The following is a 25,223-nucleotide window of genomic DNA, read 5'->3' as shown; positions in this document are numbered from 1 at the left end:
ATTGCCTGGAGTTTTTCGATGCTTGTAGGGCACTACGACCCCGCGCTGGTAGTGGTATCACTCGGTGTTGCTATTTTAGCGGCATATACCGCTTTAGGGATGGCTAATCGAGTTAAGTCAACAGCAGGCTTAAGTTCCGGTATCTGGTTGTTTGGCGGAGCATTTGCCATGGGGCTCGGGATCTGGTCCATGCACTTTGTCGGTATGCTTGCCTTCAGTCTTCCTATACCGTTGGGCTACGATGTGCCGCTGACAGTGCTGTCTTTAGTTCTCTCTGTAGTCTGTTCAGTTTTCGCGTTGTGGGTTGTTACCAGGCGTCATTTTACTTATAAGCTTCTCGTGTTCGCTGCCTTACTATTGGGTAGCGGCATTGCCGCTATGCATTACCTAGGGATGTCGGCAATGCGCATGCACCCAGCAATTGTATACTCACCTATACTTTTTTTTCTGTCTCTCGTCGTGGCTGTAATCGCTTCAGGTGCGGCGCTTTGGATCACGTATCGGCTACGGGTGAGCAGTCACGGCACTCAGCGGTATCGACTTGGTGCTGCCCTGGTCATGGGTTCTGCAATTGTCGGAATGCATTATACGGGAATGGCCGCCGCACAGTTTGCCGAAGGCAGTATCTGCTTGGCTGCTGTGGAAGGCATAGATGCTGTTTCGTTAGCTCTTAGTGTGACAGCTGTCACTCTAAGCGTTTTAGCGATCGCCTTAGTAGTCGCTATACTTGATGCACGATTGGAAGCACGTACCAGGGGATTGACTATCTCTTTGGAGCAGGCTAATCAGGAACTGCGTCATCTCGCTTTGCACGATGCGCTGACTGGCTTGGCCAACCGGACTCTTTTGGAGGAGCGGATAGGTCAATCTATATTGCGCGCTAAAGCATCGCAGGGTCGCTTTGCTCTCCTGTTCATTGATTTGAATGGATTTAAATCAGTGAACGATGCATACGGTCACAATATAGGTGATAGGTTGCTGTGCGAATTAGCTGACAGTGTCCGCCAGGAGATGACGCGCCCTTACGATACTGTTGCTCGCCTAGGTGGTGATGAATTCGTGGTTTTGGCCGACATAATTGATATTTCAGATGGGGCTACCATCGCCGAAAGACTCATTACTTTGCTTTCCAGCCAAACTCGCATACATGGCCAAGATGTAGGCGTTTCGGCTAGTGTGGGCATTGCGATTTTTCCTAACCATGGCCAAGATGGCCATACGCTTCTAATCAATGCCGATGCTGCTATGTATCACGCTAAACGTGTCGATCGCTCCAGGGGGTACAGCTACTTCGAGCCAGTAATGAACGACAACGTTAGTGGCCAACTACAGTTGCTACAGGACTTACGTTTTGCTCAGGTACGTGGCGAATTTGTATTGCACTATCAACCAAAACTCAAAGCCCCAGCGGGTCCTATTGTCGGTGCCGAAGCGTTGTTGCGTTGGGTTCACCCAAAGCGAGGCCTGGTAGGGCCGAGCGAATTTATTCCATTGGCGGAGCGCTCCGGGCTAATTTTCGCGATCGGGCAATGGGTGCTAGATGAGGCTTGCCGTCAGATGAGCGTGTGGCGTGAGCAGGGATATATCGAATGGACAGTTGCATTAAACTTATCAGCCATGCAATTGGACCAAGTTGATTTGGTGAGATCGGTAAGGTCCGCGCTCGAAAAATACCAATTGCCGGCGTCATGCTTGACCATTGAAATCACAGAAACTACTGCAATGCGTAATGCTGAGGCGAGTTTGGCAGTGCTGCATGAGCTTGCAGACTTGGGCATATCGATTTCTATCGATGATTTTGGAACTGGCTACTCCAGCTTGCTTTACCTTAAACGACTGCCCGCCAGTGAGTTGAAGATTGACCGTGGCTTTATTAATCAGCTGGAGCACGATCGGGAGGATGAAGCTATTGTGGCTACTATTATAGCACTTGGCCGCCAGTTGAATCTGAAAATCGTCGCTGAAGGCGTAGAAACCGCAGCTCAGCAGCGATTTCTTACCAATCTTGGCTGCGATTTGCTCCAGGGGTTTTTTTTGGGTAAACCCGTTCCGGCGGATGAGTTCTTTGAGAAGCATCTCCATATAGGGCCTGACCGTATATATGGGAGGGACTCAGCACGGCCCTAAGTTGATTTAGACACATTTTTACAATTTTATTATAGCTACGGATTCTTAGTGGGATAATACTTAAAGTATCAGACGCGAAGTATTTCTATAAAGTCGATTGTTCTCTGCATTGCTTAGACTTGGCTGTTTATGCCTCTAGTTCTGGCGTCAGTTATGTTTATTTCCTCAGTAACCCACTTTTATAGTACCCAAAAGCCTCGACGGTCTGATTTGACAAATGATGCGGGCGCAACCTTATATTCTTTGAAAGCCCGCTCGTCACATTGCGTCAGCCGTAGCGGCTTAAAGGCATTGGTTGTGGAGATCGCCCACGGTATGTCGGGTGAGTTGCGGCGATATTGATTAGTATTACCGCCATTGCCAGTGGGCTCATTCTCGCTCCAGGTGCGCGGCTGGCTCTGCCGCCGCTATCCAGAACGATTAAGACGGCTACTTGCCACCTCTTGCCGGATAGCACCGGGATCGAGCGCATCTTGATGGAGCATTTTGCGGCGGCTATCGGCCAGAACTTTTCTGAGGCGTCAGCCATCCCCAGAAGAATTGCAGGCCTTAGCTGACACACTTTCATAAACCGGAATTGACGCTGTTCGTGAAGGCGCTTGCCTGCAGCGATTCCAGGAGCGGTTCTGGTCGCTGCACCATGACCGAGAGGAAGCTCAGCAGGCAGATAAGCAGTACGTAGTTCGCGGCCTCGAGTAGCTACGTTTGGGGAAACTGCACTGTCCTTGTCTGTCGAGGGTTTGGGGCTCGATGTCGATCAGGTCCGCAACTGTCTGCACGTCCCTGTTTGTGGCTTGCGCGCTAGCCTGGTAAGTGTGCGGGCAGGGCAAAAGGGGGGGGCGTAGATCGCCGATGGGTTTCTGTTTTGCGCTTGCGCGCGTCTAGGGCCGTGTTATGCCGCAGGTCCAGCTCGGCCCTTCCGCGGAATCGCTCCGGGGCAATCCAATTGACTTAGCCAAGGCGTGTCTGGATGCTATGTGTCCTGGTTCGCGCAATTGTGTCGGTGCGCTGGCAGGCGCTACTTTAAGTAGGCGCGCAGTACGGCCGTAGCTGTACGTACATCAGGAAGATGGCCAGGATGCGGACCCACATGGCGCCAGTCAGAAAGGCCCGCACCCCGACGAGCCATTCGTTGCCTTCTCCTTCATATTGCAGCAAGGATAGCATTTACGAGACGGGTAGCAGCAGTAGATTCTCCGCCGTCCAAGGCAGGAGGCGTTGCAGCGCTTCGATGCGGACCTCCGGCTTTCCTGCTCTGTCCGTGCGTCACGAGCCCGCAGCGCGAGAGGGCGTTGTGATTTCCGCATGGTCTTCGGCATCGCTTTGTTCCGGCTCACGTCGCCGGACCCGTGCGCCCGTATTCCACCAGCGTCTTTACGAAAAAGACGTTAGTGCCCTGGCGGCGAACGGCCTCTGGCAGCCTGGCCCAGGTCTCTTCATCCACGGCCGCCGTGACGCCACAGGCTGATCCGCGAGTTCGAAGAAATGTGCGGAATGGAAGCGGCCGTCGTGGCCGATCCCCTCGCCGGCGCTGAACAGAGTCGCGCACCTCGTGCACGACTTCGATAGGAGAGAGCTGCACCCATGTCGCGCGAGAACCCTCAGTTGGCTCCGCAGCGCGTAATTCGGCCAGCGGGCCATGTCGATTGGCCTGAGGCCAGTCGACATGGCCGGCTGGCCCCTGGTCGCCGATCTCGATGCCGCCACTCGCCTAGTGCCACGCAGTCTGCGGCGTCATGCCGTAATGATCCTTGCCGCTATAGCGCGGCCAGCACCGCTCGTAGTTCTGGAAGGAAGGGATGGAGCGGCTACGCCTTGCCCATTCGATGCGATCAGATTACAACTGCGCGTTGCGGCAGCGCGTGCACTTCGCAAGGTGATCATTCTGTTTAATGGGAATACCTATTATTGAAAATGGGGATTCGATAAGTGGATGAATCCGGTTCTTGAGAAAGGGCCAACCCTGTTAATCTTGAAATCCCATTCAAAAGATGGCGTCAGCCTTTGAGGTTTCCCCACGAATTCATCGCCGCTCCCCAGTGGATTCAGTAGTTTGCAGCGGTGTTTGCAGGAGCCCAAGCACCGATGCTTCATTCAGGACCAGCACCCGTTCGGCATAGACCATGACCCCCCGCGTAAGCAGTGAGATATTCGGCCGGTCTGACCGATTGTTGGATTCATAGGCCGGCCTTAGTTTCTGGCTTTCGGCCAGCTTGCCCACAAGCCACAGCAGGAACGTCACCAACGCGTGGATCAACAGCAAGATCTGCAGGCGTGCAGCACTCGCGGTTTGGCTGTCTTCGAAGGAGAACCCGAACTGATGGGATTTCAAGTTTCGGAAGGTGCATTCGATGCTCATGCGCTTGCGGTAGACCTGAACAATCTCGCACGCATTCGCGTCAGTCAGCGACGGCGATGCGCACAGTAACCACGGTTCGCTTTCCCGCCTGGCGCAGACCTCGCTTTGGCTGCTGCGCTTGCGTTGTTTGAACTGCGTCAGGGTGGGGCGTTGTTGTGGCGGCTTTCGATACAGCACGAGCCGGGTTTGCACCGGGCAAGAACGGATCATTTCTTGCTCGCCCAGGTCTTTGGGGCGAGCGTTCGCATGAGCGTAATCGGCCGTACATCGCCGCCACGGCTCATTCCCTGAACGAAGAAACGTGCGTCCACGGATGCGACCTACCCAGTGCCAGCCCAGTTGATTGAGGTAGGCAAACCAAGGCCCACGGAACCCCGCATCGGTCACGACAATCGGCTGTTGACCTTCAGGCAATAAGGACTTGCGCTTGGTCAGAAACGACCGCTCAACGCTTGACGAGAGTTCTGATCGCGCAAGGGATGCACGCTCTCGTAGATGGGTACGGCAGCGCTGCCTATCCATAGTGCCGCACGCAACACGAGCCAGCTCCGATCCGCCTTCAAATCAGACCAATCCACAAGGATCAGCGGACGCTTATCCTTGGCCATGAACTGCTCGCAAAGCAGCTGATAGAACATGGGACGCTCATCATGCAGATGACGGTTGCCAAGAAGTCTGTCCACGCGCTTGACCCGATGCCATATCGCCTGCCCAGTCGGCAGGCCGCGCGCCAGTCTGCTGAGCGTCAACCGTCGCGTTGGCATCGCACTTCGCACCGTGCTTATTAGCGCGCGGAGTCGGGCTGGGGATCGAATCCTGGAGCAGTTTCTGCAATACTCCGACTGCGCGCATGGCCTGTCTTCCTTCAAACGGTTTGGTCGCCTGATGAAGGGTATAGGATTGGCGCCATGCACGTCCTGATCACCTACAAACCAACCGCTTGACTCTGTCGCGCACAACAAACCATTGATTCAGAATGAGTTTCCCTGGAAATCCGTGGGGAAACCTCAGGGTCAGCCTTGGAAGACGACCCGAATAGCCGTGAAAAACTATTGATAGACGTGCCACCTCTGACGCTTGAGGCAATCAACAATCGGTTGCTGTGGCTTGATCGATCGCGACCGCTGAACGGGATATTTGGGAAGCATATCGAATAATTTTCTTGGCGGTCATCGCACAGCTTGAGCTCTCAGATATCCAAGTGCCTCATGGTTGGCCACTATGGTTGAGGAATCCCTTTCTCGAATTGACGATCGCAGGAATGTTCAGATTGCCCTGAAGAGCATGATAGATGAGATTCTCAAGGCGATTTCTTGCCCGGTTGCGGCGCAACGCGCGCCGGGTCGTGCGCAATAGAGCCCAGGTATAGCGGGCCGCAAGGCCTGCTAAGACGCTCCTGCCGGTCCGCCTCGAGGGCGGGCCTGATCAGTTTCAAGAGCAGGCGCATATAGAGGCTCGAAAGTGCTGCTCTCATGGATAGAAGCTCCGTTTTTGAGGGTTGCGTTAGGCTATTGATCTTCACCTTCGGGCGAAGCGATTCCAGGAAGTTGGGGCTGGGTGCGGCGACGAGACTCGGCCAGCATGACGCGGTAGCGCTGATAGACATACATGTAGCGTACGCCCAAGTGCGCGGCTATCTCCGACGCGTTGCCGCCGCGAAGGTGCTGCCAGACGTAGGTGTCGTGCTCCAGCCGGACATAGCCGCAGTCCTTGGGGAAATACAGGCTCTGGCCGCTGTAATGGCGGTGCACCAGGTCGACCAAGTCATCGCCGAGTATGGCCGCGTCCTCGGCAGTAAGCTGAAGGCGCTCGATCAGGAATATGCCGAACAACTCGGCCATCTCCTGCAGGGACTTGTAGCGGCATCGTACGGACGGCTTATCGTCGGGGGGCATGGTCATTTCTGGCTCCTGGCGCTTACCGGAGCGCCCTACAAGGGCAAGGAGTTCAAGAAAGCGTGCACCTCGAAAAAAAATCTGGGGTCGATCTAAGCCCGCCTGGCCAGGTTGGGACGTTCTGCGTATATAGCCGTGCGCGGCCCCTTATCGCGTGATGTGGAGCGGCGGGGTCATACATCGATCGGGCCGATGCGGGTGAGCGAAAGCGGCGGCAGTTGCCTCGTCGGAGCGACCAGGTCGAATCCCGGCTGCGACGCGGCATCGTGGCGGGCACATGCTCTAGTGCTTGGTCAATGTGGGTGAACGGGTCGATCTGCCCGCCGAGGGCGACTGTGTCGGCCCTGCGCGCCGCTTTGGCTTCGGTCTCGGTGGAGGTGCCTGTCGCCATCAGCCCCAGGGCCTTCGCTTTGGTCTGCGCGGGCGTGTCGGCGTGACGGGCATAGCTCTCGCCGAGTACGGGCGCATCGGCGACCATTCCGAATTGGTCGTAGGTGACGCGTTGCACGACCTGGCAAGCTTCGTGGCCTGCGCCATCGCTCATGACCACCTGAACGGTGTCCCGCGCCCAGGGGTTTGCGCAGATCAGCAGCTTCTCGCCGACGCCTGGGACCGTCGAAACGTCGTAGTCCGAACCTCGATAGCTGACGCGCAAGTGCTTGGAAACCACACGCAATTCGGGTGCGCTGGGCCCGAGCGACCGCAGAAGCTCCTGTGCTGGCGGCGTCGCCAACTGTTCGGGCGTGATGTGCAGACTGGCCGAATCGCGTGCACGCCCCGCGCGTGTGTGAATTCGTGAGCCATTGAAGTAACGGCGCCAGCGCGCGACCAGCGCATTGATCTTCTCCAGGCTGTCGACCTTGTCCGACGGCAGCAGCCGCAGGGTGTACTCGAAATCGCGCTCGGTGATGGCCTGGCCTTTCTCGACCTAGCCCTTGACGCGCGGATTGTTGGGCTTGTTGATCTGGACGTGGAGGCGCAGCGCCCTGCACAGATTCTTGAAGATGGCGCTGGTGATGGCCGATCCTGGGTCGAGCATCACCATGAGGGGAACGCCGAACATGGCTTAACCTTCGCGGCGATGCATCGCTTCGATTAGGACGTGTCAACCAGGTTGGTGGCGTTCTCCCCGCTCGTGAAGTACGTGGAATAGGGCAGCCGCTGGTGTGATCGTTCACCATGTAGCGCCACAGCGCTCATTGATGACATTTATGATGTAGGCCGGCTTGTTCTGGTAGAAGTCGGTGTAGTCCATGATGCGTAGACCGTTGTCGCCCCTAGACGCGCGTGGCAGGTAGAAAAGGACGCAACGCGAGGCGTCTATCTGCCATATATGGTTCGGGTGCAGCAGGCTGCGCAGGCTCATCGCAGGCGCCGGGGCAAGCAGCTCCGGGTGCAGGCGATAATTCCACAGGGCCTCCGGTGATCTCGTGGCCCAGGACCAGCCCAACTTGCGCAGTAGTACGACCACGTACAATGCTCTGGTCTGAACCGCAGATATCGGTGGAAACTCCTTTCGGAATCACCCCGTGCTCGATTTTGCGGCCACGAGGATCCCGCATCTTTGGATAGTTGATGGCTTGGACTTCGACCTTGCCAAACCCAAGGTACACAACCCCGCAGTTTGTTGCGGACATAAATACGCCTTTCGCGCAGTGGTATAGGCACTACGGTTCGAATGACCGTCAAGGCGCGCCCCCGTTGTAGTCAAAAATTCTCATCGATAAGCCATTTCTGGGAAAACTCAGGTGAAGCGCGTTGGATGATTTATCCTCTGAAGGCTGGAGGAAGCGCAAATCTGAAGCAAATATAAAAGGGCTTTGCATGGTGAATCGTCCGCGAATGTGAACTTGGTTTCCATATTCGAAACAATGAGCGTGCCAAGCTCTTGGCACGAAGCCCGGAGACGTTGGTTGACGCCGAGGGCTAGGGAATCGGTCGAGCCACAAGAGACTCGACCAGGGCGCGAACACGTGCAGGAATGAAGCTTGGCGCCGTGATGATTTGCAGGCTCTTGGGGTGAAACTCCCCAATCGGGCAGGATGGGCACCACGGCGTTCGCAGTGATCAGGCATTGTGCGCACAGGCTGATCCGTTTTACGATACCGGCGTGTACTGCTAACAGCTGCCTGATGACCAACTGACTGTTCACCGTCATGAAAGGCTGCGGATTAACCTCGATCCGCTCTTCCCCCTTCAATAGAACCTTCCTTCCTTCCTTGCTTGGCTGGCCGGCAGCGTTGCCGAAATGCACTAGTGCGAGCGCACGTCATGAGGGCCTTTAGGATTCCCATGCCTAGCGACGTACTGCTTGGTCGCGTAGAGCTCATACCGAACGGTTCCCACCCAGCGGGCAATGAAGCGGCCCACCTCCGGGGAGACCCCACATCGATAGTCGCATCGTAAAGATCAGCGCTCAGGTCATGGCTGTTGCGATGAAAAGAACAATTCGAAGCTGATTGACGGAGACGCGTCAGAGGTGGCTCGACTGTCAATGGTCTTTTACGGCAATTTAGATCGTCTTCCAAGGCCCCCCCTTTTTTGTGCTTACTTCTCAAGATTAACAGACTTGGCCCTTTATCAATACACCGGAGTCGTTCACTCCTCGACTCCCAATTTTTAAGCATAGGTATTCCCATGAAACAGAATAACCGCGTGGCGAGTTGCACGCGCTGCCGCAATGTACATTTGGAGTCCGATCGTATCAAACGGGCCAAGCCCAGCCGCTCCATCCCTTCTATCCAGAGCTATAACCTGTGCTGCCCGCGGTGTGGCGGCAAGGATTATTACGACATGACGCCGCAGGTGGCTTGGTGCTGGGCCAGTGGTGTCATCGAGATCGGGGACCAGGAGACCGTTGACCAAGTTGATGACCTCGGGCCAATCGTTATTGCCCGCGGGCCGAAGCACGCGCTGCGATGCCGGCTGGAGGTCCTGGCGCGGCATGGGCGCTGCAAGGGCGTAGGTCTTCTGCTGGTGCCTGGCGTCCCGGAGGCCGAGACCCAGCGGGAAGCCGATGATGCGTTGGCCAAATGGCTGACTTGGTGCGCCGGCAGCCGCAGCGCCCGGCGCGATGGCGTCACGTTTACAGCGATTAAAGAAGGCTGATCCGCCATGGCGACGACATCTGCGCATGGTCAAAAACGCCAACGCCCAATTCGTCTTGTGCACGTGGCCCAGCGGGAACTGAAGCTGGAAAAGGAAACCTGTCCTGCAGCCTCGCTGGCGGTCACAGGCGGCAAGAAGGACTCCTGCTTATAGATTAGCGCCAAAGAGCTGCAGCTGGCCCTGGATCACTTCAAGCGATTCGGATTCAAGGTGCGTTTGAAGGCGCGTCCAGGGCGGCCGATCGGCCCCTCCCTAGGCCACAAGCGAGAACATCCGTGCCTTGTGGCTGCTCCTACGCGATCTAGGTGCGGTCTTGAACGTGGCCATGTTGGGTGCCATCGCCAGCGAATTCGTCGCCTCACACACCGGCCTGGGCCACGTGATTCTCGTGGCGCAGGGACAGTTCGACACGCCACGGGTCTTTGGCGCGCTGCTGCTGTCGGTTATCGGCGTCGAGCTGATCGGCTCCCTCGATTTTCTGGAACGGCGTGCCATGCCCTGGAGATTCATTTCGTACCGCAAGCCTCCCAAGTAGCCCCATCCGTGGCCCGATCCCTATCCAAGCCGCTTAAAAAGGAGTCACGCGATGCCAGCCAACAAAGTGAGACGTGTTCGGATCGGTGATCGTGCTCTCGGCCACGCCGCTTCCGCCGGGGGGGGGGAGAGCTCTACATGTACCTGGTTGAAGCCGTCGCCACGAACGATCTGACGCAGCAGGGGATGCTGGTTCTGATGCGTCCTTTGAGCGGCAAGCGGATCAAAATGGAACGAGACGCAAACGTCTAGGGGGGCTGTCGCAGGAGCTGCCGAGCGCGGCATGGGCACTGTTGGCGACGTGGTATCGGAGTGGATCCGCCACGGCGAACGGCGCAGGACAATTTTCTTCGACCTGACTATTGCGCACTGTTAAGAGCCTATGCCGCCGGTTTAACGAGACCGGGGTGATGGCGGCAACGTAAAGCGACAACACAGCTCCATCTAATCGGGAGAAGCGGCTGGCCGAGTACGAGGAGCCCGACTCGGTCATCCGCATGCTGATCTGCGATGAAGTGCTAGCTAAGCACTTCAATGTGAAGAATGTGGGCTACGAATTGATTGCCGTTCTTCTATACGCAACACGGTGTGAAAATGCTTATCGTCGCGGGTGGCCTGCGTGAAGCGCAAGGCAAGGGGGGCGAAAATGCAAGCGTTTAGCGTCTTCGGGTGGACCTCTGGCGTTCTGGTGGGAGATCTTTTCCCCAGCGAACGCGTCCGCGCGGTGCGCAACCATTGCGGACGATTGCAGCAAGAACAGAGCGTACCTAAGGACGGTATGCGCGGTTGGGTCATGGCCTGGGATGGGGGACGGCGAGGGGCAGTGTTACGGAGACGAGCTCAAGCCTTGGACTGCGTAAGAAAAACGCGCCTGGGCCAAGAAGCGCGCAGCAGAGTTGCCGCGTCAGAAGGCGCGCCAGCACCGGGCAACCCGGCAGACCGAGGTGGCCGCCTGCTTTCTCGGATTGCTTGGCTGTCTGCATCGTTAGGGGCTCCCCACCCTGAAGGGGCTGATCGCCGAAGGCGAGTGCCTGATGATCGCTATGTGGGACCGTTCGATAAACGCATCCTGGATGTGCAACACATTCGCTGGGATTAAGGCGGGCGTGCCTGGATCAATAAGATGTTGTGGCATGCGCACGGACGGAGGATGTGTTGCATCTTAGGCCACTTCAAGCCCCCAAAACTGTGTTGTGCAAGGGATATGCGACTGCCCCTTCCCTTATGCGGCTGTGACGCAGAGGCGGCGGCACGCGTGTATGCTGGCGAGTTGGCAACGCGAACCTGTGGCACGTCGCTGGCCAGGTAATTGGCCGCAAGGACGGCTTTGCAGGCAACGACGCGAACGGTTTGGGCGAGTGGGCAGTGCAAATGGCGGGCCACGCATATTGCATAAGCGGCGTCGTGCGCGCGGGCGCCGTCGGTCACCCTTCACTTGAGCGAGTCGAAGAATGCTGGCTCCCTGTTCGGGAACTACGCGCCCTGCCGATACTGACGGATCGGAGGTCCTGGACCGGTTGGTGGGTAAGCGCTTGGTCAGTCTGCTAGCCGACGCTGCAGCAGCATAGTTCCTAAGCCAATGGCGCAGCTGTGCCCGGGATGATGCCGATGCGCGTGCCCAGTTTCATGCCTGGCAACGGAATGCCCTTGGCGATCGGGAGCGGGAACCCGGATACCCGATCTACAAAATGTCGGAGGCCGCACGACCGATCAGCGCTCGACAGCGTTTCCCCGTATGGCTGTGGCGCTGGCGTATGCGGTTGGCGACGAGCGGCTACGGCTAGCTGGCCGCAGACCATCATGGCACGCGCCGCCGAGGTCGGCACAGCTCGCAAGCTGCTTGAAAAGGGGTTATGGCCGCTGCGTTTCACCATCCTACTCCGCGTCAAGTATAGTTAGCGCGGATCTTAATGCAAACACAGCGGCAGCGGGAGGGCCATCAGGAGTGGCAGGCGGCGCCGCGTATCCTGTTTTCGCATCCGGCCGATTTCCTGGCAATGCGCAGCCTTACGACGGACCTGCGACTCTACCTGGTGCGGAGCGACTACTATGCGAACTAGATTCCGAAGCTTGAGCAAATGGCACTTCGGGTTGACTACAGACCCTGAAGCGCCGGTCGGGCCAGGATCAGCATCGCGGACTTGCTTCGCGGCACTCGAAAGAAGAAGCCGGGCGAAGTGCCGGTTTATTTGGTGGAGCAGGCCGCGCACGCGGTCGAGGTTGCGTACGCACTTCCTACGCGACGGAGGATTCATGCCATAGGGCTTGACTTAGCCGAAAACGATCGCTACAGGTACGAATGGGCGACGTTATCAGAAGTCCGCCTAGCAAAACCCGCCACGCGAAAGTCGGCGGGTGTTTGCGTTGGGGATGTTAGAAAATTTTCAGATTCGTCTTATATGCAACGGATAGCTGCTAGGTAACTATTGCTCCAACAGTCCACCTACCTTTCATCTCGGCATGTTTAAAAGCATGACCGCATTTGAACGACTTCGTATTGTGAAGCTCGCTTTAAGCTAGCGTGGTGAAAGATACGATGCACGGATCCAGCAGCTTTCTCGTTGCTCACCGGGCGATCCGCGGCTTATCGCGATGAGGATCCGCAGAGTGAGTACCGGCGGACAGAATATGCCGTGCAGCTAGGATGTGTTCTACAAGGCTCTTTACGCCGTTTGATCCAGTAGCGCCGCTATTGGGGTTTTTCGGGGCCTGGCCGAGCGGCAAAGACTACTTCAATGCTACGCTAATCACTTGGGAGAATAACCTTCATGAGGATGGTGGTCGCATAGCGGCACCATTGAGGACTTGGATATGACGCAAGATGAGCTAAACGAAATTCTTGATCAAATTCGGCAGCTCGAAGCACTTAATCGGCGGATCAAGAATCTGCGTCGAGTCGGAAGAATAGAGGCTCTAGAGATTGTTGCGGAACTGCTGCACAAGCACCGGTTAACGCCACGTGAGCTGCGTTCGCTATTTAGCACGTCACGAACGGTACTGAAGCCGCTGAATCGAACTCGAACGGGCCCTAAAACGAAAGTGGCACCAAAATATCGCCACCCGGGCACGGGTGAATCATGGGCGGGAAGAGGCCGTCCGCCTCGCTGGCTTGTGGCAGCCGTGGCCGAGGGTGCTGATCGCGACAGTTTTCTAATTGCTAACCAAGAGAAATGTGCCGCAGACCTTGCCAACGAGGACGGCTATTACACCTCCCAAGTTGCAGATTTTCCCAGCCCTTTGTGACGCACTCGGCACCCCGATCCGTTTCGCCGCCGGAAGGAACTCCGCGGACTTATCGAGCAAGCCCTTGCTGTCCCATATGGTAAGTTTGCGCAGGGCGTCCTGTACTGCCGACGATGCGCCGTTGCGCTTCTGCAAGGTCGACGCCTCAGCGATGGAGAAGCGCGCTTCGATAGGTAAATCTGGAGATATGTGGCACTTACTGTAGCTCGAATCAGCAGATGTGAAGGCTTCGGAAGCGTCAATCATGCCATTTTAATTGGGTGGGAAGCTGCGCATTGTTGCTCCAGCGCAAGCTGGTTTTCACTATCTTGAGAATACCTTGGCGAAGTTTTCGATTGTGAGTTTTCTCAGTAGACTTTCGAGCCAACGCGGTGCTCTGAGGCAGATCGTTCATCCTCCGCTTCTCCCCGGGGGTATTGGTATTATCTCTATCCAGAATCTGAAGTTTTAGGACAGCCTGCATCGATTTACGCAGTGATCTTCTAGCTGGACTCTATCGTCAGATACAAGCCACAGCGGTTTTCGAGCTTGATTGGCAATAAGTATCGTTGGCTGATCGAAGAGTTTCTTCAGATTGTGCCAAAGCAATTCGTAGCGCTGTTGATCAACGAAGCACGGATTGCGAGCTTTCATAATTTGTGGATTAACATCAACGGCGTTGTGGGAATGGCGGGAGCGACGCAGGAGATGCGTTACTCGCTATCTATATCAAGCCACCATTTGAAAGCCGTCGCTTGCGATCGGAAGCTCTTGGTCAGTAGTGGTCGTCTGTCGGCTGAGCATTTCCGACCCATCCCCGCCGCTCATCGGCGTCTCGCTCCTAGGTCCGCTCGGAACTACCGCGGCCTCAGGATGCTGCCTTGGCCGTTGGATACTCCGCCCGTTGCAGACATTGGCGTGTGATAGGAAAAGCTTCGTCATTTGCTGACCGCGCTTCTTCTGTCAATTTACGGTGGCAACGTTCCTTATGCCTTTTCGGGCCAGCAATGTGTCGTGGGTTGATTCAAGTCGTAGAAGGGCATGCCCCGAGAATCCCATTGTTCGGACTCCGCATTGCTTGGTTCGCCCACGTTGCACGCCACCGCAGTTTAACCCAGGCCGTCATACTAAAAACAGGTGGATGGCGTTCGGTACGAGCGGCTGAAGACAGGTTCCACTAACTCTCGGCGAACACGGGCGAGTAACCAAGCATTAAACTCAACCAATGCGCAGCCTACGGGCAGCGCTTTCGCTTTGAGCGGCGAATTGCGACAAGCTGAGCGTTAAGATGGCCAGGCGATCTTGCCCGCTATGCCGCCTCTAGGTTTACCGCCGCTAGGTGCCTATGCAGCACTTAGCTCAAAAAGAGGCAGCCGCACACAGCGGCCGGAATCTGGCTTAACCTGTTGCCCCACAAGACCTTTCACGCCGCTGCGCGGCTTCGCAAGAAGCTTGACAGCGGACATTTGTTGAAGCGGAAGCATCGGCTTGTGCCGCCTGATGTGGGAGAGCTCATCATGACTTTGCTAGAAACCACCTTGGTGGCCGCGCGCGATAGGAAAAGGCTTGGCGAGATCGGCGCCGTCGCAATGCGCTACGGAATCACCGACGTTCTCGAGCGAATAGGCATATCGGGTTTGTTTTCGTCGATGCGAGGACGAACTGCGGCGACCGTGTATGAGGAGTTTTCGCAACCGGAACGCTTGCGTCTAGCCATCGAGGCGCTGGGTCCGACCTTCGTCAAGCTCGGCCAAATCCTGTCAACCCGGGGTGACCTGCTGCCTCCTGAATGGATCGCGGAACTGGAGAAGCTGCAAAGCCATGTCGCGCCCGTGCCTTGGACGGATATCCGCAATCAAGTCGAAGAGGATCTCGGTGAGCCGCCGGAGAACATTTTTGCCTCGTTCGATACCGAGGCGCTCGCTGCTGGCTCGATCGCTCAGGTGCATCGCGCTCGCCTAAAGAGTGGCGAGGAGGTTGTTGTAAAGATTCGACGAGCTGGGCTCAGGCCACGGGTTGAGGCCGACCTTAGGCTGCTCTCGCATGCCGCTGCCCTGATTGAGAAACGTTGGCCGGACTTCGCCCGTTACCGGCCGCGCGAGATGCTGCACCATCTGGGGGTTGCGATGGGCGAGGAGCTTGACCTCGCCGTCGAGGGTCGCAATGGAGAGGTTATTGCCGAAAACCTTGCTCACATGTCGGGCATCCGCATTCCCCGGATCTATTCAGAGTGGACTGCTGAGCGGCTGTTGGTGCAGGAATTCATGGACGGCATCGCAGCGACAGACGCGGAAAAGATACTGGCCGCAGGCCTTGACAGCCAAGCGCTTGCCGTGCGCGGTGCATCCGCCTTCCTGCACATGGTGTTGGTCGACGGCTTCTTCCACGCCGACCCTCATCCTGGCAATCTGCGCGCGTTACCTGGCAGCAAGGTGGCCTTCATCGATTTTGGCATGGTCGGGCGCATCGGCAGCCGAAGACGCGAGCAGCTCATTACGCTCGTTGCCGCAATCGTCAACCGGAAGGCCCAGGATGTTGGCGCGCTCATGATGGAGTGGGCCGGCTCCACAGATATCGACCTGGCGCGGCTTGAGACGGCGTGCGAGGCCTTTGTTGCCCGCCATGGGGTGCCACCGCTCAGACTGGGTGAGGCGGTGTCAGATTTCATGGCACTCGCACGCGTCCAAGATCTGGCCCTGCCTTCCGACCTTGCGCTTCTGTTCAAGGCGCTGATTACGGCCGATGGCGTTATGCGGACGCTCGATCCAGACTTCGACGCGATCCGCATCGCGGCGCCCATAGTACGCGACGAGATGAGCCGCTGTTACGACCTTGGCGCCCTCGCGGGCAAGGGAAAGTCTCTTGCGCTCGACTTTGCCGGGCTCGCATCCGATTTGCCGGCGCTCTTTCGTCTGCTGGCGCTACGCCTGCGCCAGGGCCGCATTGCGGCCGACATCGAGTTGAAGGGACTTGACCGCATCGGCGGCGACATCCGATGGGCGGCCACCCGCATCGCTGTCGCGATAGTTACGGCTGCCTTCGCGCTCGGCCTGGCCCCGCGCCTGCTCGACTTCGGCCCGCGTCTGTTCGGCATACCCGCGACGGCATGGGCTGGCGTTGCGCTTATCACCATTGGGCTCGTCTGGCTGCTGTTGCCACGCCGGCTCTGACTGGATGCTGACTTGAGTAGGGATCCTTGGTCGTGCTTGCGCGGAGTCGCCAAAGAGCCTGATTCACAATCAACCCATCCGCGATGTCGTTTCTCCTGAATCAGGCCGATCAACGGGTTTTGTCGACCGGAGCAGGAGTAGTTCAGGCTGGTGGTTGGTCTTCGCGGCGCAGCATCGCGGGTAATTGCCGGTATCCGTAGTGAATCCGCGTAGGCGCGATCTCGCGGATTCGCATGGCTAGGGCACCACTATCGCGTCGGCACGATTCGTAGGCGATACAACGACCGGGAAAGCATGACTACGGCGCATGCCTAGGTCTCGCCAACGCCGTACCGCTTCATCAGATCATCCAGGAGTACGTGGCGCCGCGAAGGCTTCAGAGCCTTTTTGCAAGAACGTCCTGCAACATCGCCTTGTCCTGCGACAGGTTTGCGACTAGGCGCTTGAGTCGATTGCATACATCTTCAAGCTGGCGAAGTCGTCGCAACTCCGAGGGATCAAGCCCGCAGCATTTCTTCTTCCAGTTGTATAAGTTGGCTTCGCTCACGCCCATCTTGCGGCAGACCTCGGTTACGGACTCTTCCAGTTCGGCTAGCTTCAGCGCAAAGGCGATTTGCTCTTTGGTGTATTTCTATCTCTTCACGGCATGGCTCCTATCCCATATGGTGAAACCATGCCGGATTCTCTAATTTAGATCGGTACTAAAAACTGGGTTAGGGTCAGCTTCGTGAGCCTTCATGCGCCATATTGGTAAAGAAGCTCAGCAGGCCGACGAACAGCACGAAGCCCATGGCCCTGCCCTGACGCCCCGTGGATAGGAGGTGCGACTCGGAAGAGGGATGCATGAGAAATCTCGGAGACGGGCTGCTCGCCCGCTTAGAGAAACTTATGAGGGCCGGCCATCAGTTCACGATCTTCGGTCTCCAGCGCAAGGGGCTTAGGCGCTCAGACCAATCAGATGAAAGCTCTCATTGATTCGGTAGAGCGCGCATTTGCCGCCTTCAATGCGGATCTCGTTGACGCAGCATGGCTCCTGCTTTACTCGCCAGTAATGTGATAGCGGCAACCCCAGGGCATGCAAAAGGATCACTCGATTAATGCTGTCGTGTCCGACCAGGACGACTTGGTCATCGGGATGTTCTGCAATCATGTTGCGCAGGACCGAGGTCGCACGAACCAGGACCGCGGCCAACGTCTCGCCGTCTGGGATCGCCGTCAAGTCCGGATTCTCGAACCAGCTTTTGAACTCTTCAGGCCAATGCGCCTGCACTTCCTGATGGGTGCGCCCCTGCCACTGCCCATAGTCGGTGTCGACTAGGTCGGAAAGCGTTTGCACGGCAGCGCCCGTCGTCTGAGCGATAGCCTGCGCCGTATGCACGCAACGCGAGAGCGGGCTGGCGTAAATGGCGCGAGGCTTCCAGCTTCTGGCTATCCGCGCTCCAAGCGCGGTGGCTTGTCGCTTTCCCAATTCAGAAAGAGGTAGTTCCGCGCGACCACGGAACCGCTCGGTAGCAATCCAGTCGACGTGACCGTGGCGCGTGAGGATCAGGTGCGTCATATATTTCGATCTCCGATATTGAACATAAAGTTATGGCTAGCTTGCTGGCGTGGAAGTGAAAATGTCATCGCTCGGAAACACGGCGAGGCCGAAGTCTTAGCCAAAGCATGAGGAGGGCCAGAATACGTGCCCAGACAGCCCCAGTTAGAAATCCCCATATGCCAATTAGCCATTCATTTCCTTCATACTGGACTGAAGACAGCATCCACCAAACAGGTACCAACAATAGGTTTCCTGCGGTCCATCGAAGCAGGTGCTTGAACACGTCATCGCTGACTGCTTGTCGCTCGGGTTCCGAGCGGGCGTCACGAGCGCATAACACGATAGAACGATGAGTTTTCGACATGCCTAAGGTGTTCGAAAGTGTTGGCGTTAGCTCAGGTCGAAGATCCTGTGCGTCCATATTCAACGGGCGTTCTTACGAAGAAGACATCGACAGCCTCGTTCTTGACCGCTTCTAGCAGGGTGTCGCATGTGGCTTCGTCCACGGCAACCATGACCCCAACGGGTTGATCCGCAAGCTCGAAGAAGTGCGCCGAATGAAACCGCCCTTCATGGCCAAAGCTCTCGCCCGCGCTGAACATCGTCCCCCCCAACGCACCATGCTGCTTCGCCAGGTTGAGCAGCCATTCCGACAGCGTTTCCTTACCGTGCCGGCGATCCTGCTGGGTGTAAAAAGTCAATTGATATCCCTTCATGTTTCGTCTTCCTATTGGGTGTGAATCAGTTCGTCGATCGCAGGGCCGAGATCGTGGCAATGCCTAGCAGCGTCATGACGAGCGAGCCCGCCACATGCACCACGATGGACGTGCCCAGCAGCCCAAATCGTTCTTGCTGCAACAACGATGCCAGTTCCCCGGAAAAAGTTGAAAAGGTCGTCAATCCGCCACAGAAACCAGTGACGATAAATAGGCGCCACTGGGGAGAAAGCCCCGGATGCCCTCCGAAATAGCTGATCGCCAGTCCAATGATGTAGCCACCCAGGAGGTTGGCGATCAGGGTGCCGGGAGGAATGGAGGGGAATAGGGAATTGAAAGCGTTTCCCAGCCACCACCGCAACAGGGCTCCGAGGGCGGCCCCTATTGAAATCGCGAAGACTGTGGCAAGCATCGAATCCCTCGGCGTCAGGTGGGTTGGCTGTTTGGAATTAGCGGTATCTCGCACTTGAGCAGCACCGCCCGCACCTTGTGCAGTTCGGCCGCGTGGTCGTGGAGGAACTTCCTGAGCGCTGATTCGCTATCGATCAACTCGACACACTGCGGATGTCTTATGCTTGTGACTTCAGGGTGGAGATGCGTCAACCTTTCCCCTTTGAGATAGCCCGATTGAATGTGGTGCAGTACGGCCTGCTGGATGCCCGATTTTTGGGCGGCATTGATGATGTGGTGAGCCAAGGCGGGCGCGCTCAGCCGGTGCCAGAAGCGGGTGGCTGAGGCGCGCGCGGAAATGGGAAAGTAGAGACGCAAGGCGGTCATGTCAGTCGTCATTCTGTATAAGGTCCTGGGTTTATTTCTCGGGGGTGCAGGCCATCGATTGTTGGCGCAGTTGTTTGCGATAGGCGCCAAGCTCCGATATACGAAGGCCCTCGGGCAAGACGCGGTGCTTTGAATGGCCGACGCGTTGCGCGTGGTAGATCCCGCTGTGGCCAGAGAACAGATATGCCGCGATGCAGGCAACTGCGGCGAAGGGCGCAATTTCAGGCCCGAATAGTTCGATGGCCATTACGATGGTGGCTATCGGGGTGTTGGCGGCGCTAGCGAAGACAGCGACGAATCCGAGGCCGGCGAGCATCGAGAACGGCAGATGCAGGAGCGGAGCCAAGGCGTTGCCGAGGGTCGCGCCGATGTAGAAGAGGGGGGTGACCTCTCCGCCTTTGAACCCTGTTCCGAGCGAGGCGACGGTGAATAGGAGTTTGCCTAGGAAGTCCCATGGCGCGACAGGCTGCTGGAACGCTTGAACAATGGACGGGATGCCCAGGCCGATGTAGCGGTAGCCGTCGGTGGCCCAGACGGCCACGGCGACCACCGCACCGCCGATGAACGGACGCAAGGGGGCATAGGGAACGTATCGCTTCATGACCGCGCCTATGGCGTGCGCGCTATTGGCGAAGATCATGCCGATCAACCCGAACAGTATGCCCGCCACCACCACGCTCAGGATGCTTACCAGGCCTATCGGCGCGACCTCCAGCACGGCGTAGTGTGTGTGATGGACACCCAGGAGAAGCCCGATTTGATCTGCGGCAATGGCAGTCACCACGCATGGAAAAAGAGCGTCGTAGCGCATGCGGCCAATCACCAACACCTCCAAGCCAAAAATGGCTCCGGCCAATGGCGTACCGAAAACAGATGAAAACCCGGCGGCAATCCCTGCCATGAGAATGAGCCGGCGGTCTTCGGGACGCATCCGTAGCACATGGGTGAGCTGGTCGGCCAGCGCTCCCCCCATTTGCACTGCCGTCCCTTCGCGCCCTACGGAAGCTCCGAAGAGGTGCGAAATGACCGTGCCGCCGAGCACCATGGGTACCATGCGTAGCGGGATGACCTTCTTCGGGTCATGGATCTCGTCGATGATCAGGTTGTTGCCCGCCTCGACAGGGCGTCCCATGCGGAGATAGCACCAGCCCACCGCGAAGCCGGCAACCGGCAAGAGCCAGATCAAATACCGATTCGCTTCGCGGGTCGCAGTTGCCCAATCGAGTGCATGCAGGAAGAGGGCGGAGGCAATGCCGGCTAGGCACGCGACGGCTAAAGAGATGACCAGCCATTTGCCGATATAGGGCAGGAGGTCTAGTTGTTCTAAGCGTGTTGTGCGCGGCATGGGATCAGGACAAAAGGGAGAGACCCCCCTGATCTGCGCAGCCGTAGGACAAAAATGCCTACAGACCCGGTGCAAACCAGGGATCTGTAGGCATCATCAGCCGCAGTGAAAAATTGCGGCGGTTAACGGAGGAATGCCATCTCCGTAGAATGCATTGATCTTAGCAGTGGAGCATAGGCAGCGCAAGCAGGTTCGGAATGCTGTGCCCCCCTTTTTCTTTGGGGCTAGCCATGCCACGATTGCGTCGATACACTGATTACGGAGATGGCATTCCTCCACTACTCGCCCAACCCTGGGCTGATGATGCCTACGTTGATCTCGGCAGACGAGGCACGTAGTTTTTTTTCGCCCGTAACGCCACCAACAGAACTTGTGGGGTAAGGATGGCGAACCAAGTTAGCAATATTGCTTTGGCCAGCAAAGAAGAGACGGATGCCGTGCCCGCCGGCCCATTGCCCGGTACCTTTCCAGAATTGAGCCTCCTGTTCAACGATGCGCATCAAAGCATCGCGCTGATGGAGTTGTCTCCGCCCGAGCCCGATTATTTTGTGGACCTGAATCTTGATCAAGCCTTTGGTGCGATCGTGGCGGGGCGGGCGGAATATGCACTGGACGGGCTGTTCCGCGTGCCGCTCCATACCTTGGAAGCTGTGGCGTATCGTCATGAGGTATTCCGTGATCTGGCGGATCGCAAGCTCCAATCGCTGAGATCATTCGCGGATGGCATGCGCGCAATGCGCAAGCAACTTGCTCAAGCGGGAAAGTTGCACGTCATCCATCAACAAAAGCGGTGGTATCTGGAAGCTATCCAGACCTACTGCGCTGCAGTGTCCAAGCTTGCTAGCGCATTGCGGGCCGCCATCATTCGCTCTCGCGCTTCGGGAGTGTTTGGAGAATTTATCAACGGCTAGCCGTAACGCCGTTTGAGCGCCGCCATCTCCTTCATGCGCTCGGTTAATGCCATATCGTCCGTACGCTTACTTTCTAAGCGAATAGCGACTGAGAGATGCCTACCAGCTCGCAGGCCCGGGGATACACATTCCGCGCTCGGTCATCAACGTCCTGACCGGTTCGCGTTTGGCCTGCGGGCTGGCTACTTTTTGCTTAGGAGATGCCGAAGTGCACCCTTGCCCAGCATCGATTTCGCCGAATTTCGCCTTCCAGGTGTAGTAAGTTGTTCCCGAGATTCCGTGCTCGGGGCACAGGTCTGCTACCTTGGCTCCTCTGCCTCGCCCTCCTTTTTCACGCCGATGATCTGTTCTTGCATACCGCGGCGAAGCCGCGGTGGTTGCGGTCCGGCGGACAGTACCGCCCGCCAATTTAACTTGCCCGGGCAAGGGTCGCGTTCTGCTCCTGCACCGGAAACCAGCCGGCCGTGCTCTTGATCGCCGACCACAGCGTGTCCGGCACCTGCAGCTCGCCCGGCTCGTGGGACAGGTCCAGCGCCATGTCGATGTCTTCGTCGCGCCCGGTCTGTATTAACTCCACCCAGCGCGGATTCATCGCCAGCCCGCGGCCCACGGCCACGAGCGGCAAACCCAGGGCCAGCGCCTGGCGCGCCTGTTCGGCCGTGCGTATCTGGCCCGCTGCCATGAACAGCAGGCTGCTCGCCACGCGCTCGATGAACTGTCGAACCGTGGTCGCGCTATGGGTCGCGGCCTGCGGCCGGCCCTGCAGCAGGTCGTAGAGCGAGGCGTGCAAATAGTCGATCTGTCCGCGCTCGATCAGTGCTTCCGCCAAGGCCAGCGCATCGTCGATGCGCAGTCCGCCTTCGCCGGGTTTTTCCGGCGAGATGTGGTAGCCTACCAGGAATGGCCGCTTTGCGTGCGTGGCGATCACGCAGGGCGCTGCGCGCACGACTTCGGTCGGAAAACGCATGCGGTTTTCCAGCGAGCCGCCCCAGTCGTCCGCGCGCTGGTTAAAGAGCGGCGACAGGAAATTCTGAATGAGAAAGCCATGCGCGCCATGCAATTCCACGCCGTCGAAACCTGCGTCGATGGCGCGGCGCGTGGCCTATCCGAAGTCCCGGATCACACCCAGGATTTCCTCGTGCGTGAGAGCGCGGCTGGCGAGCTTGCCGTCGTTGAAGGGCCCCTTGGGCGCTGCCGTCGCGCTGGCGCTGATCACGTCCGCGTCTGGAATCAGGCTGGGCGCGGCCTTGGTGCCGGCGTGGAAGATCTGCAGCACGGTCAGCGCGCCGCCGCTTTTCGCGGCGGCGGCCAGCATGCGCAGGCTGGGGATGAAGCGATCGCCATACGCGGCGAACTCATTGGTGAAACCGATGCCGCTGGCCTGCACCTGGGTGGCCCGTGAGGACCAGACCCACGCCCTGGGCGCGCGCGATAACAGGCCAGCTCCTGCTCAGAGATGGTCTGTTCTTCATTGGCCGACCAGGTGGTTATTGGCGCCAGCACCACGCGGTTGCGCACCGCCAGGCCGTTGTTGAAGCGGAAGGACTGGAAGAGGGGGGCTGTCATTTTGCTGGCAATTCGGTATCGACTGGCCGTTCACGGGAAAAGGCTGGATTCTGGAAGGGGCGTTATTCCGTCTACGGATCGTTGTGGTTGACGGCCTCAGGCCATGTTCCTGGCCAGGTACGGCAGCACCTTCTCGGTATGGCGGCCGAACTAGTTGTAGCCGTCCTCGAAGCGCTTGGCCGTGCCTTCGATCCAGTGGAGTTCCTTGTCGCTGCTAGCCAGGGCGTCGAATGTGCTCTGGGCATCGCTCGGGTTGTCGATCACCGCGTTATCGCGCAACTGCTACATCAGGACGGGGAGCTTGACGTTGGGCGCTCACAGCCTGCCCGACATATCGGCGGTGGCAAAACCGCCCAGCTTCAGGATTTCCAGGTCGATCAGTTCCTGGTATTGCGCGATGCCCTGGGCCGCGTCGAGCCTGCTGAAGACGGCCGCCATATTGGGCACCAGCGGGCTGATCAGGCACTTGACGTTCTTCAACAGCTCCGGATGCTTGTCGATCGCAGCGTACTGCGACACGCCGCCCAGGCACTGGCTGAACAGGGCCACGTCCATCGTGCCCAGGCGGGGAGGGGCATCGCGAATCGCTTCACGCTCACGCAGTCGCGCTATTCCCACTGGCCCACTCCACAGACGCCGCCTTTGGCCGCGCCGCTTTGCCCATGATTGCGAAAATCGTAGGTCAGTACGTTGTAGCCCGCATCGGTCAGGTGCTTGTACTGGATCACGAAGTCGATCTCGACCGGCTCGATGAAGTTGCTCCACGGATGTCCCATATGGCCGGGATAGCCGGCGCGGCACATCGGCAAGGCATGGTTGAAAATGACCAGCTTGTTGCTTTCGCCGCCCTTGGCGGGGATGCACCAGGCTTCCAGCGGCGTGCCGTCATCCGACGGAATGGACAGATCGTGCCAGCCCGTCATGCCGTATTCATCGGGATTCTTGAAGGTGAAACTGCGCGGCATCCTGACCATGCCGGCCATCGCCTTGACCTTGGTGTGGTCTGCCTGGGAAATGGTCTTTTCCTGCTCCAGGGCCTGCTGCATTCTTTGCTTTGAGATTCCGGTCATGGCGCTGACACCTTGTGTCTGGCTCGGGATGTATGTGTCTGCGTAGCAATACCCGCGAATCGGGATGGATCACAAGCACAACTGCATCGTAAAGACGATATATGTTCACATAAATACGCTTTTAAAGACATCAATGCGTAGATAAACTAAACAAATGCCATCGACCCTCGCTGCTATCCTCGCTGAGCTGGTTTGCCCAGATCGCCCGCAATCGCAGTTTCACCAAGGCCGCGACGGGGATGGAGGTGACCCGGGCCGCCTTGTCGCAACACCTCAAGGCGCTGCAGCGGCACCTGAATTTGCGTTTGCTCACGCGCACGACACGCGACATGTCGCTGACGGAAGAAGGGCAGCGCCTGCTAGATGTTTTGCAGCCCGCGCTGACGAGCATTGAACGCGCGGTGCGGGAGCTGGGGGAAGCGAACGCGGAGCCTTCTATCCGCATCAATACGTCGCGCGTCGCAGCCCGGCTTTTGCTGGAACCGCGCATGGATGAGTTCCTGGCCCGCCATCCCAAGCTGCGGCTGGAGCTGATCATGAACGACGGCTTTTCGAACATTGGGGCGGACGGGCTCGATGCCGGCATCCGGCTGGGCGAAAGCCTGGACGAACACATGATCGCGGCTACGGTGACACCCATGCTGGAGATGGCGATCGTTGGGCCGCCCGCGTACTTCGCGCGCCGCGATTCGCGGCCTCGGGCTGGTCCAGCACATCGATCTGTGCGTGCGCCAGCACCTGACGCCGGGTCGCTGGTCCGCGTGCTCAGACCCTGGTGCCGGCCTTTTCCGGGCTTCTTCCTGTACGTGCCTTCCCGGGCGCAGATGCCGGCCAAGATCCGGGCCTTATAATGGACTTCCTGATCGAGCAAAGGGCCCAGCTC

At 57.9% G+C, this 25,223-nt stretch carries 19 protein-coding genes, 4 pseudogenes and 2 riboswitches; of the genes and pseudogenes, 7 read left to right on the top strand and 16 right to left on the bottom strand.

What is annotated here, in order from left to right; genetic code table 11:
• Positions 1–18: 18 nt before the first annotated feature.
• Positions 19–2,127 (top strand): bifunctional diguanylate cyclase/phosphodiesterase, encoded by a 2,109-nt coding sequence (locus tag U858_RS35040; RefSeq protein WP_081821712.1) that lies wholly within the window; start codon positions 19–21, stop codon positions 2,125–2,127.
• A gap of 2,023 nt (positions 2,128–4,150) precedes the next feature.
• On the opposite strand, the gene U858_RS35035 is transcribed toward U858_RS35040, so the two are convergent.
• The 6 genes and pseudogenes from U858_RS35035 to U858_RS35030 all read right to left on the bottom strand — a co-directional run.
• Positions 4,151–4,900: an IS4 family transposase gene (locus tag U858_RS35035; protein WP_232786600.1), complete on the bottom strand. Its 750-nt coding sequence runs from the start codon at positions 4,898–4,900 to the stop codon at positions 4,151–4,153.
• 17 nt (positions 4,901–4,917) lie between these two features.
• Positions 4,918–5,124 (bottom strand): hypothetical protein, encoded by a 207-nt coding sequence (locus U858_RS36010; protein ID WP_051593673.1) that lies wholly within the window; start codon positions 5,122–5,124, stop codon positions 4,918–4,920.
• Between the two features lie 870 nt (positions 5,125–5,994).
• Entirely contained in the window at positions 5,995–6,387 is a 393-nt protein-coding gene (locus U858_RS0124140; protein ID WP_025139709.1) for a Mor transcription activator family protein, read from the bottom strand.
• Between the two features lie 46 nt (positions 6,388–6,433).
• Positions 6,434–7,051, bottom strand: a complete 618-nt coding sequence (locus U858_RS34405) for a hypothetical protein (protein ID WP_157838858.1) — start codon at positions 7,049–7,051, stop codon at positions 6,434–6,436.
• A gap of 258 nt (positions 7,052–7,309) precedes the next feature.
• The gene (locus U858_RS36275) at positions 7,310–7,444 is read right to left on the bottom strand and encodes a transposase family protein (protein ID WP_232786599.1); all 135 of its coding nucleotides are present in this window, start codon (positions 7,442–7,444) and stop codon (positions 7,310–7,312) included.
• 340 nt (positions 7,445–7,784) lie between these two features.
• Positions 7,785–8,018, bottom strand: a pseudogene (locus U858_RS35030) (alcohol dehydrogenase catalytic domain-containing protein); the annotation flags it as partial.
• A 1,000-nt stretch (positions 8,019–9,018) separates the two neighbouring features.
• On the opposite strand from U858_RS35030, the gene U858_RS33915 reads away from it, so the two are divergent.
• The 4 genes from U858_RS33915 to U858_RS0124100 all read left to right on the top strand — a co-directional run bounded on the left by U858_RS33915 (position 9,019) and on the right by U858_RS0124100 (position 16,415).
• The gene (locus U858_RS33915) at positions 9,019–9,489 is read left to right on the top strand and encodes a hypothetical protein (RefSeq protein ID WP_042885472.1); all 471 of its coding nucleotides are present in this window, start codon (positions 9,019–9,021) and stop codon (positions 9,487–9,489) included.
• A 313-nt stretch (positions 9,490–9,802) separates the two neighbouring features.
• Positions 9,803–10,024: a hypothetical protein gene (locus U858_RS0124125; protein WP_157838857.1), complete on the top strand. Its 222-nt coding sequence runs from the start codon at positions 9,803–9,805 to the stop codon at positions 10,022–10,024.
• Positions 10,025–12,834: 2,810 nt separating this feature from the next.
• Complete coding sequence (locus tag U858_RS35025; protein WP_081821710.1) at positions 12,835–13,266, top strand: H-NS family nucleoid-associated regulatory protein; 432 nt, start codon at positions 12,835–12,837, stop codon at positions 13,264–13,266.
• Positions 13,267–14,762: 1,496 nt separating this feature from the next.
• Positions 14,763–16,415 carry an AarF/ABC1/UbiB kinase family protein gene (locus tag U858_RS0124100; protein ID WP_198529759.1) on the top strand — a complete coding sequence of 551 codons (1,653 nt, stop codon included), beginning with the start codon at positions 14,763–14,765 and terminating at the stop codon, positions 16,413–16,415.
• 160 nt (positions 16,416–16,575) lie between these two features.
• On the opposite strand, the pseudogene U858_RS36270 reads toward U858_RS0124100, so the two are convergent.
• The 6 genes and pseudogenes from U858_RS36270 to U858_RS0124075 form a co-directional block, all read right to left on the bottom strand.
• A pseudogene (locus U858_RS36270) lies at positions 16,576–17,046 on the bottom strand (transposase); the annotation flags it as partial.
• 306 nt (positions 17,047–17,352) lie between these two features.
• Positions 17,353–17,973 (bottom strand): histidine phosphatase family protein, encoded by a 621-nt coding sequence (locus U858_RS0124095; RefSeq protein ID WP_025139702.1) that lies wholly within the window; start codon positions 17,971–17,973, stop codon positions 17,353–17,355.
• Positions 17,974–18,350: 377 nt separating this feature from the next.
• Entirely contained in the window at positions 18,351–18,671 is a 321-nt protein-coding gene (locus U858_RS0124090; protein WP_025139701.1) for a DUF190 domain-containing protein, read from the bottom strand.
• A 25-nt stretch (positions 18,672–18,696) separates the two neighbouring features.
• Positions 18,697–19,083 (bottom strand): fluoride efflux transporter CrcB, encoded by a 387-nt coding sequence (gene crcB, locus U858_RS0124085; protein ID WP_025139700.1) that lies wholly within the window; start codon positions 19,081–19,083, stop codon positions 18,697–18,699.
• Positions 19,084–19,097: 14 nt separating this feature from the next.
• A complete protein-coding gene (locus U858_RS0124080; protein WP_025139699.1) occupies positions 19,098–19,460 on the bottom strand; it encodes a DUF190 domain-containing protein in 363 nt (120 codons plus the stop codon).
• Positions 19,461–19,479: 19 nt separating this feature from the next.
• The gene (locus U858_RS0124075; protein WP_025139698.1) at positions 19,480–20,793 is read right to left on the bottom strand and encodes a voltage-gated chloride channel family protein; all 1,314 of its coding nucleotides are present in this window, start codon (positions 20,791–20,793) and stop codon (positions 19,480–19,482) included.
• An 80-nt stretch (positions 20,794–20,873) separates the two neighbouring features.
• Positions 20,874–20,946, bottom strand: a riboswitch (Fluoride riboswitch).
• A 98-nt stretch (positions 20,947–21,044) separates the two neighbouring features.
• Positions 21,045–21,110: riboswitch (Fluoride riboswitch) on the top strand.
• 66 nt (positions 21,111–21,176) lie between these two features.
• Between U858_RS0124075 and U858_RS0124070 the strand changes: the two genes are divergently transcribed.
• Positions 21,177–21,704 (top strand): hypothetical protein, encoded by a 528-nt coding sequence (locus U858_RS0124070; RefSeq protein WP_157838856.1) that lies wholly within the window; start codon positions 21,177–21,179, stop codon positions 21,702–21,704.
• A 234-nt stretch (positions 21,705–21,938) separates the two neighbouring features.
• On the opposite strand, the pseudogene U858_RS36265 reads toward U858_RS0124070, so the two are convergent.
• The 4 genes and pseudogenes from U858_RS36265 to U858_RS36000 all read right to left on the bottom strand — a co-directional run.
• Positions 21,939–22,060 (bottom strand): annotated as a pseudogene (locus tag U858_RS36265) (transposase); the annotation flags it as partial.
• Between the two features lie 53 nt (positions 22,061–22,113).
• Positions 22,114–23,091: pseudogene (locus U858_RS33910) on the bottom strand (NADH:flavin oxidoreductase).
• 494 nt (positions 23,092–23,585) lie between these two features.
• On the bottom strand, positions 23,586–23,888 hold the full coding sequence (locus U858_RS36005; protein ID WP_198529758.1) for a hypothetical protein: 303 nt from the start codon (positions 23,886–23,888) through the stop codon (positions 23,586–23,588).
• A complete protein-coding gene (locus U858_RS36000; protein WP_198529757.1) occupies positions 23,879–24,340 on the bottom strand; it encodes a S9 family peptidase in 462 nt (153 codons plus the stop codon). The genes U858_RS36005 and U858_RS36000 overlap by 10 nt, the downstream gene beginning before the upstream one ends.
• Positions 24,341–24,510: 170 nt before the next feature.
• Between U858_RS36000 and U858_RS33900 the strand changes: the two genes are divergently transcribed.
• Positions 24,511–25,191, top strand: coding sequence for a LysR family transcriptional regulator (locus tag U858_RS33900; RefSeq protein WP_369797714.1), 681 nt, complete (start codon positions 24,511–24,513; stop codon positions 25,189–25,191).
• Positions 25,192–25,223 lie beyond the last annotated feature (32 nt).

This window comes from Achromobacter sp. DH1f, from assembly GCF_000633435.1.
GTDB classification, from domain to species: domain Bacteria; phylum Pseudomonadota; class Gammaproteobacteria; order Burkholderiales; family Burkholderiaceae_B; genus Achromobacter; species Achromobacter deleyi.
Note: the sequence above shows the minus strand (reverse complement) of the source record. Positions and strands in the feature narration are given on the sequence as shown.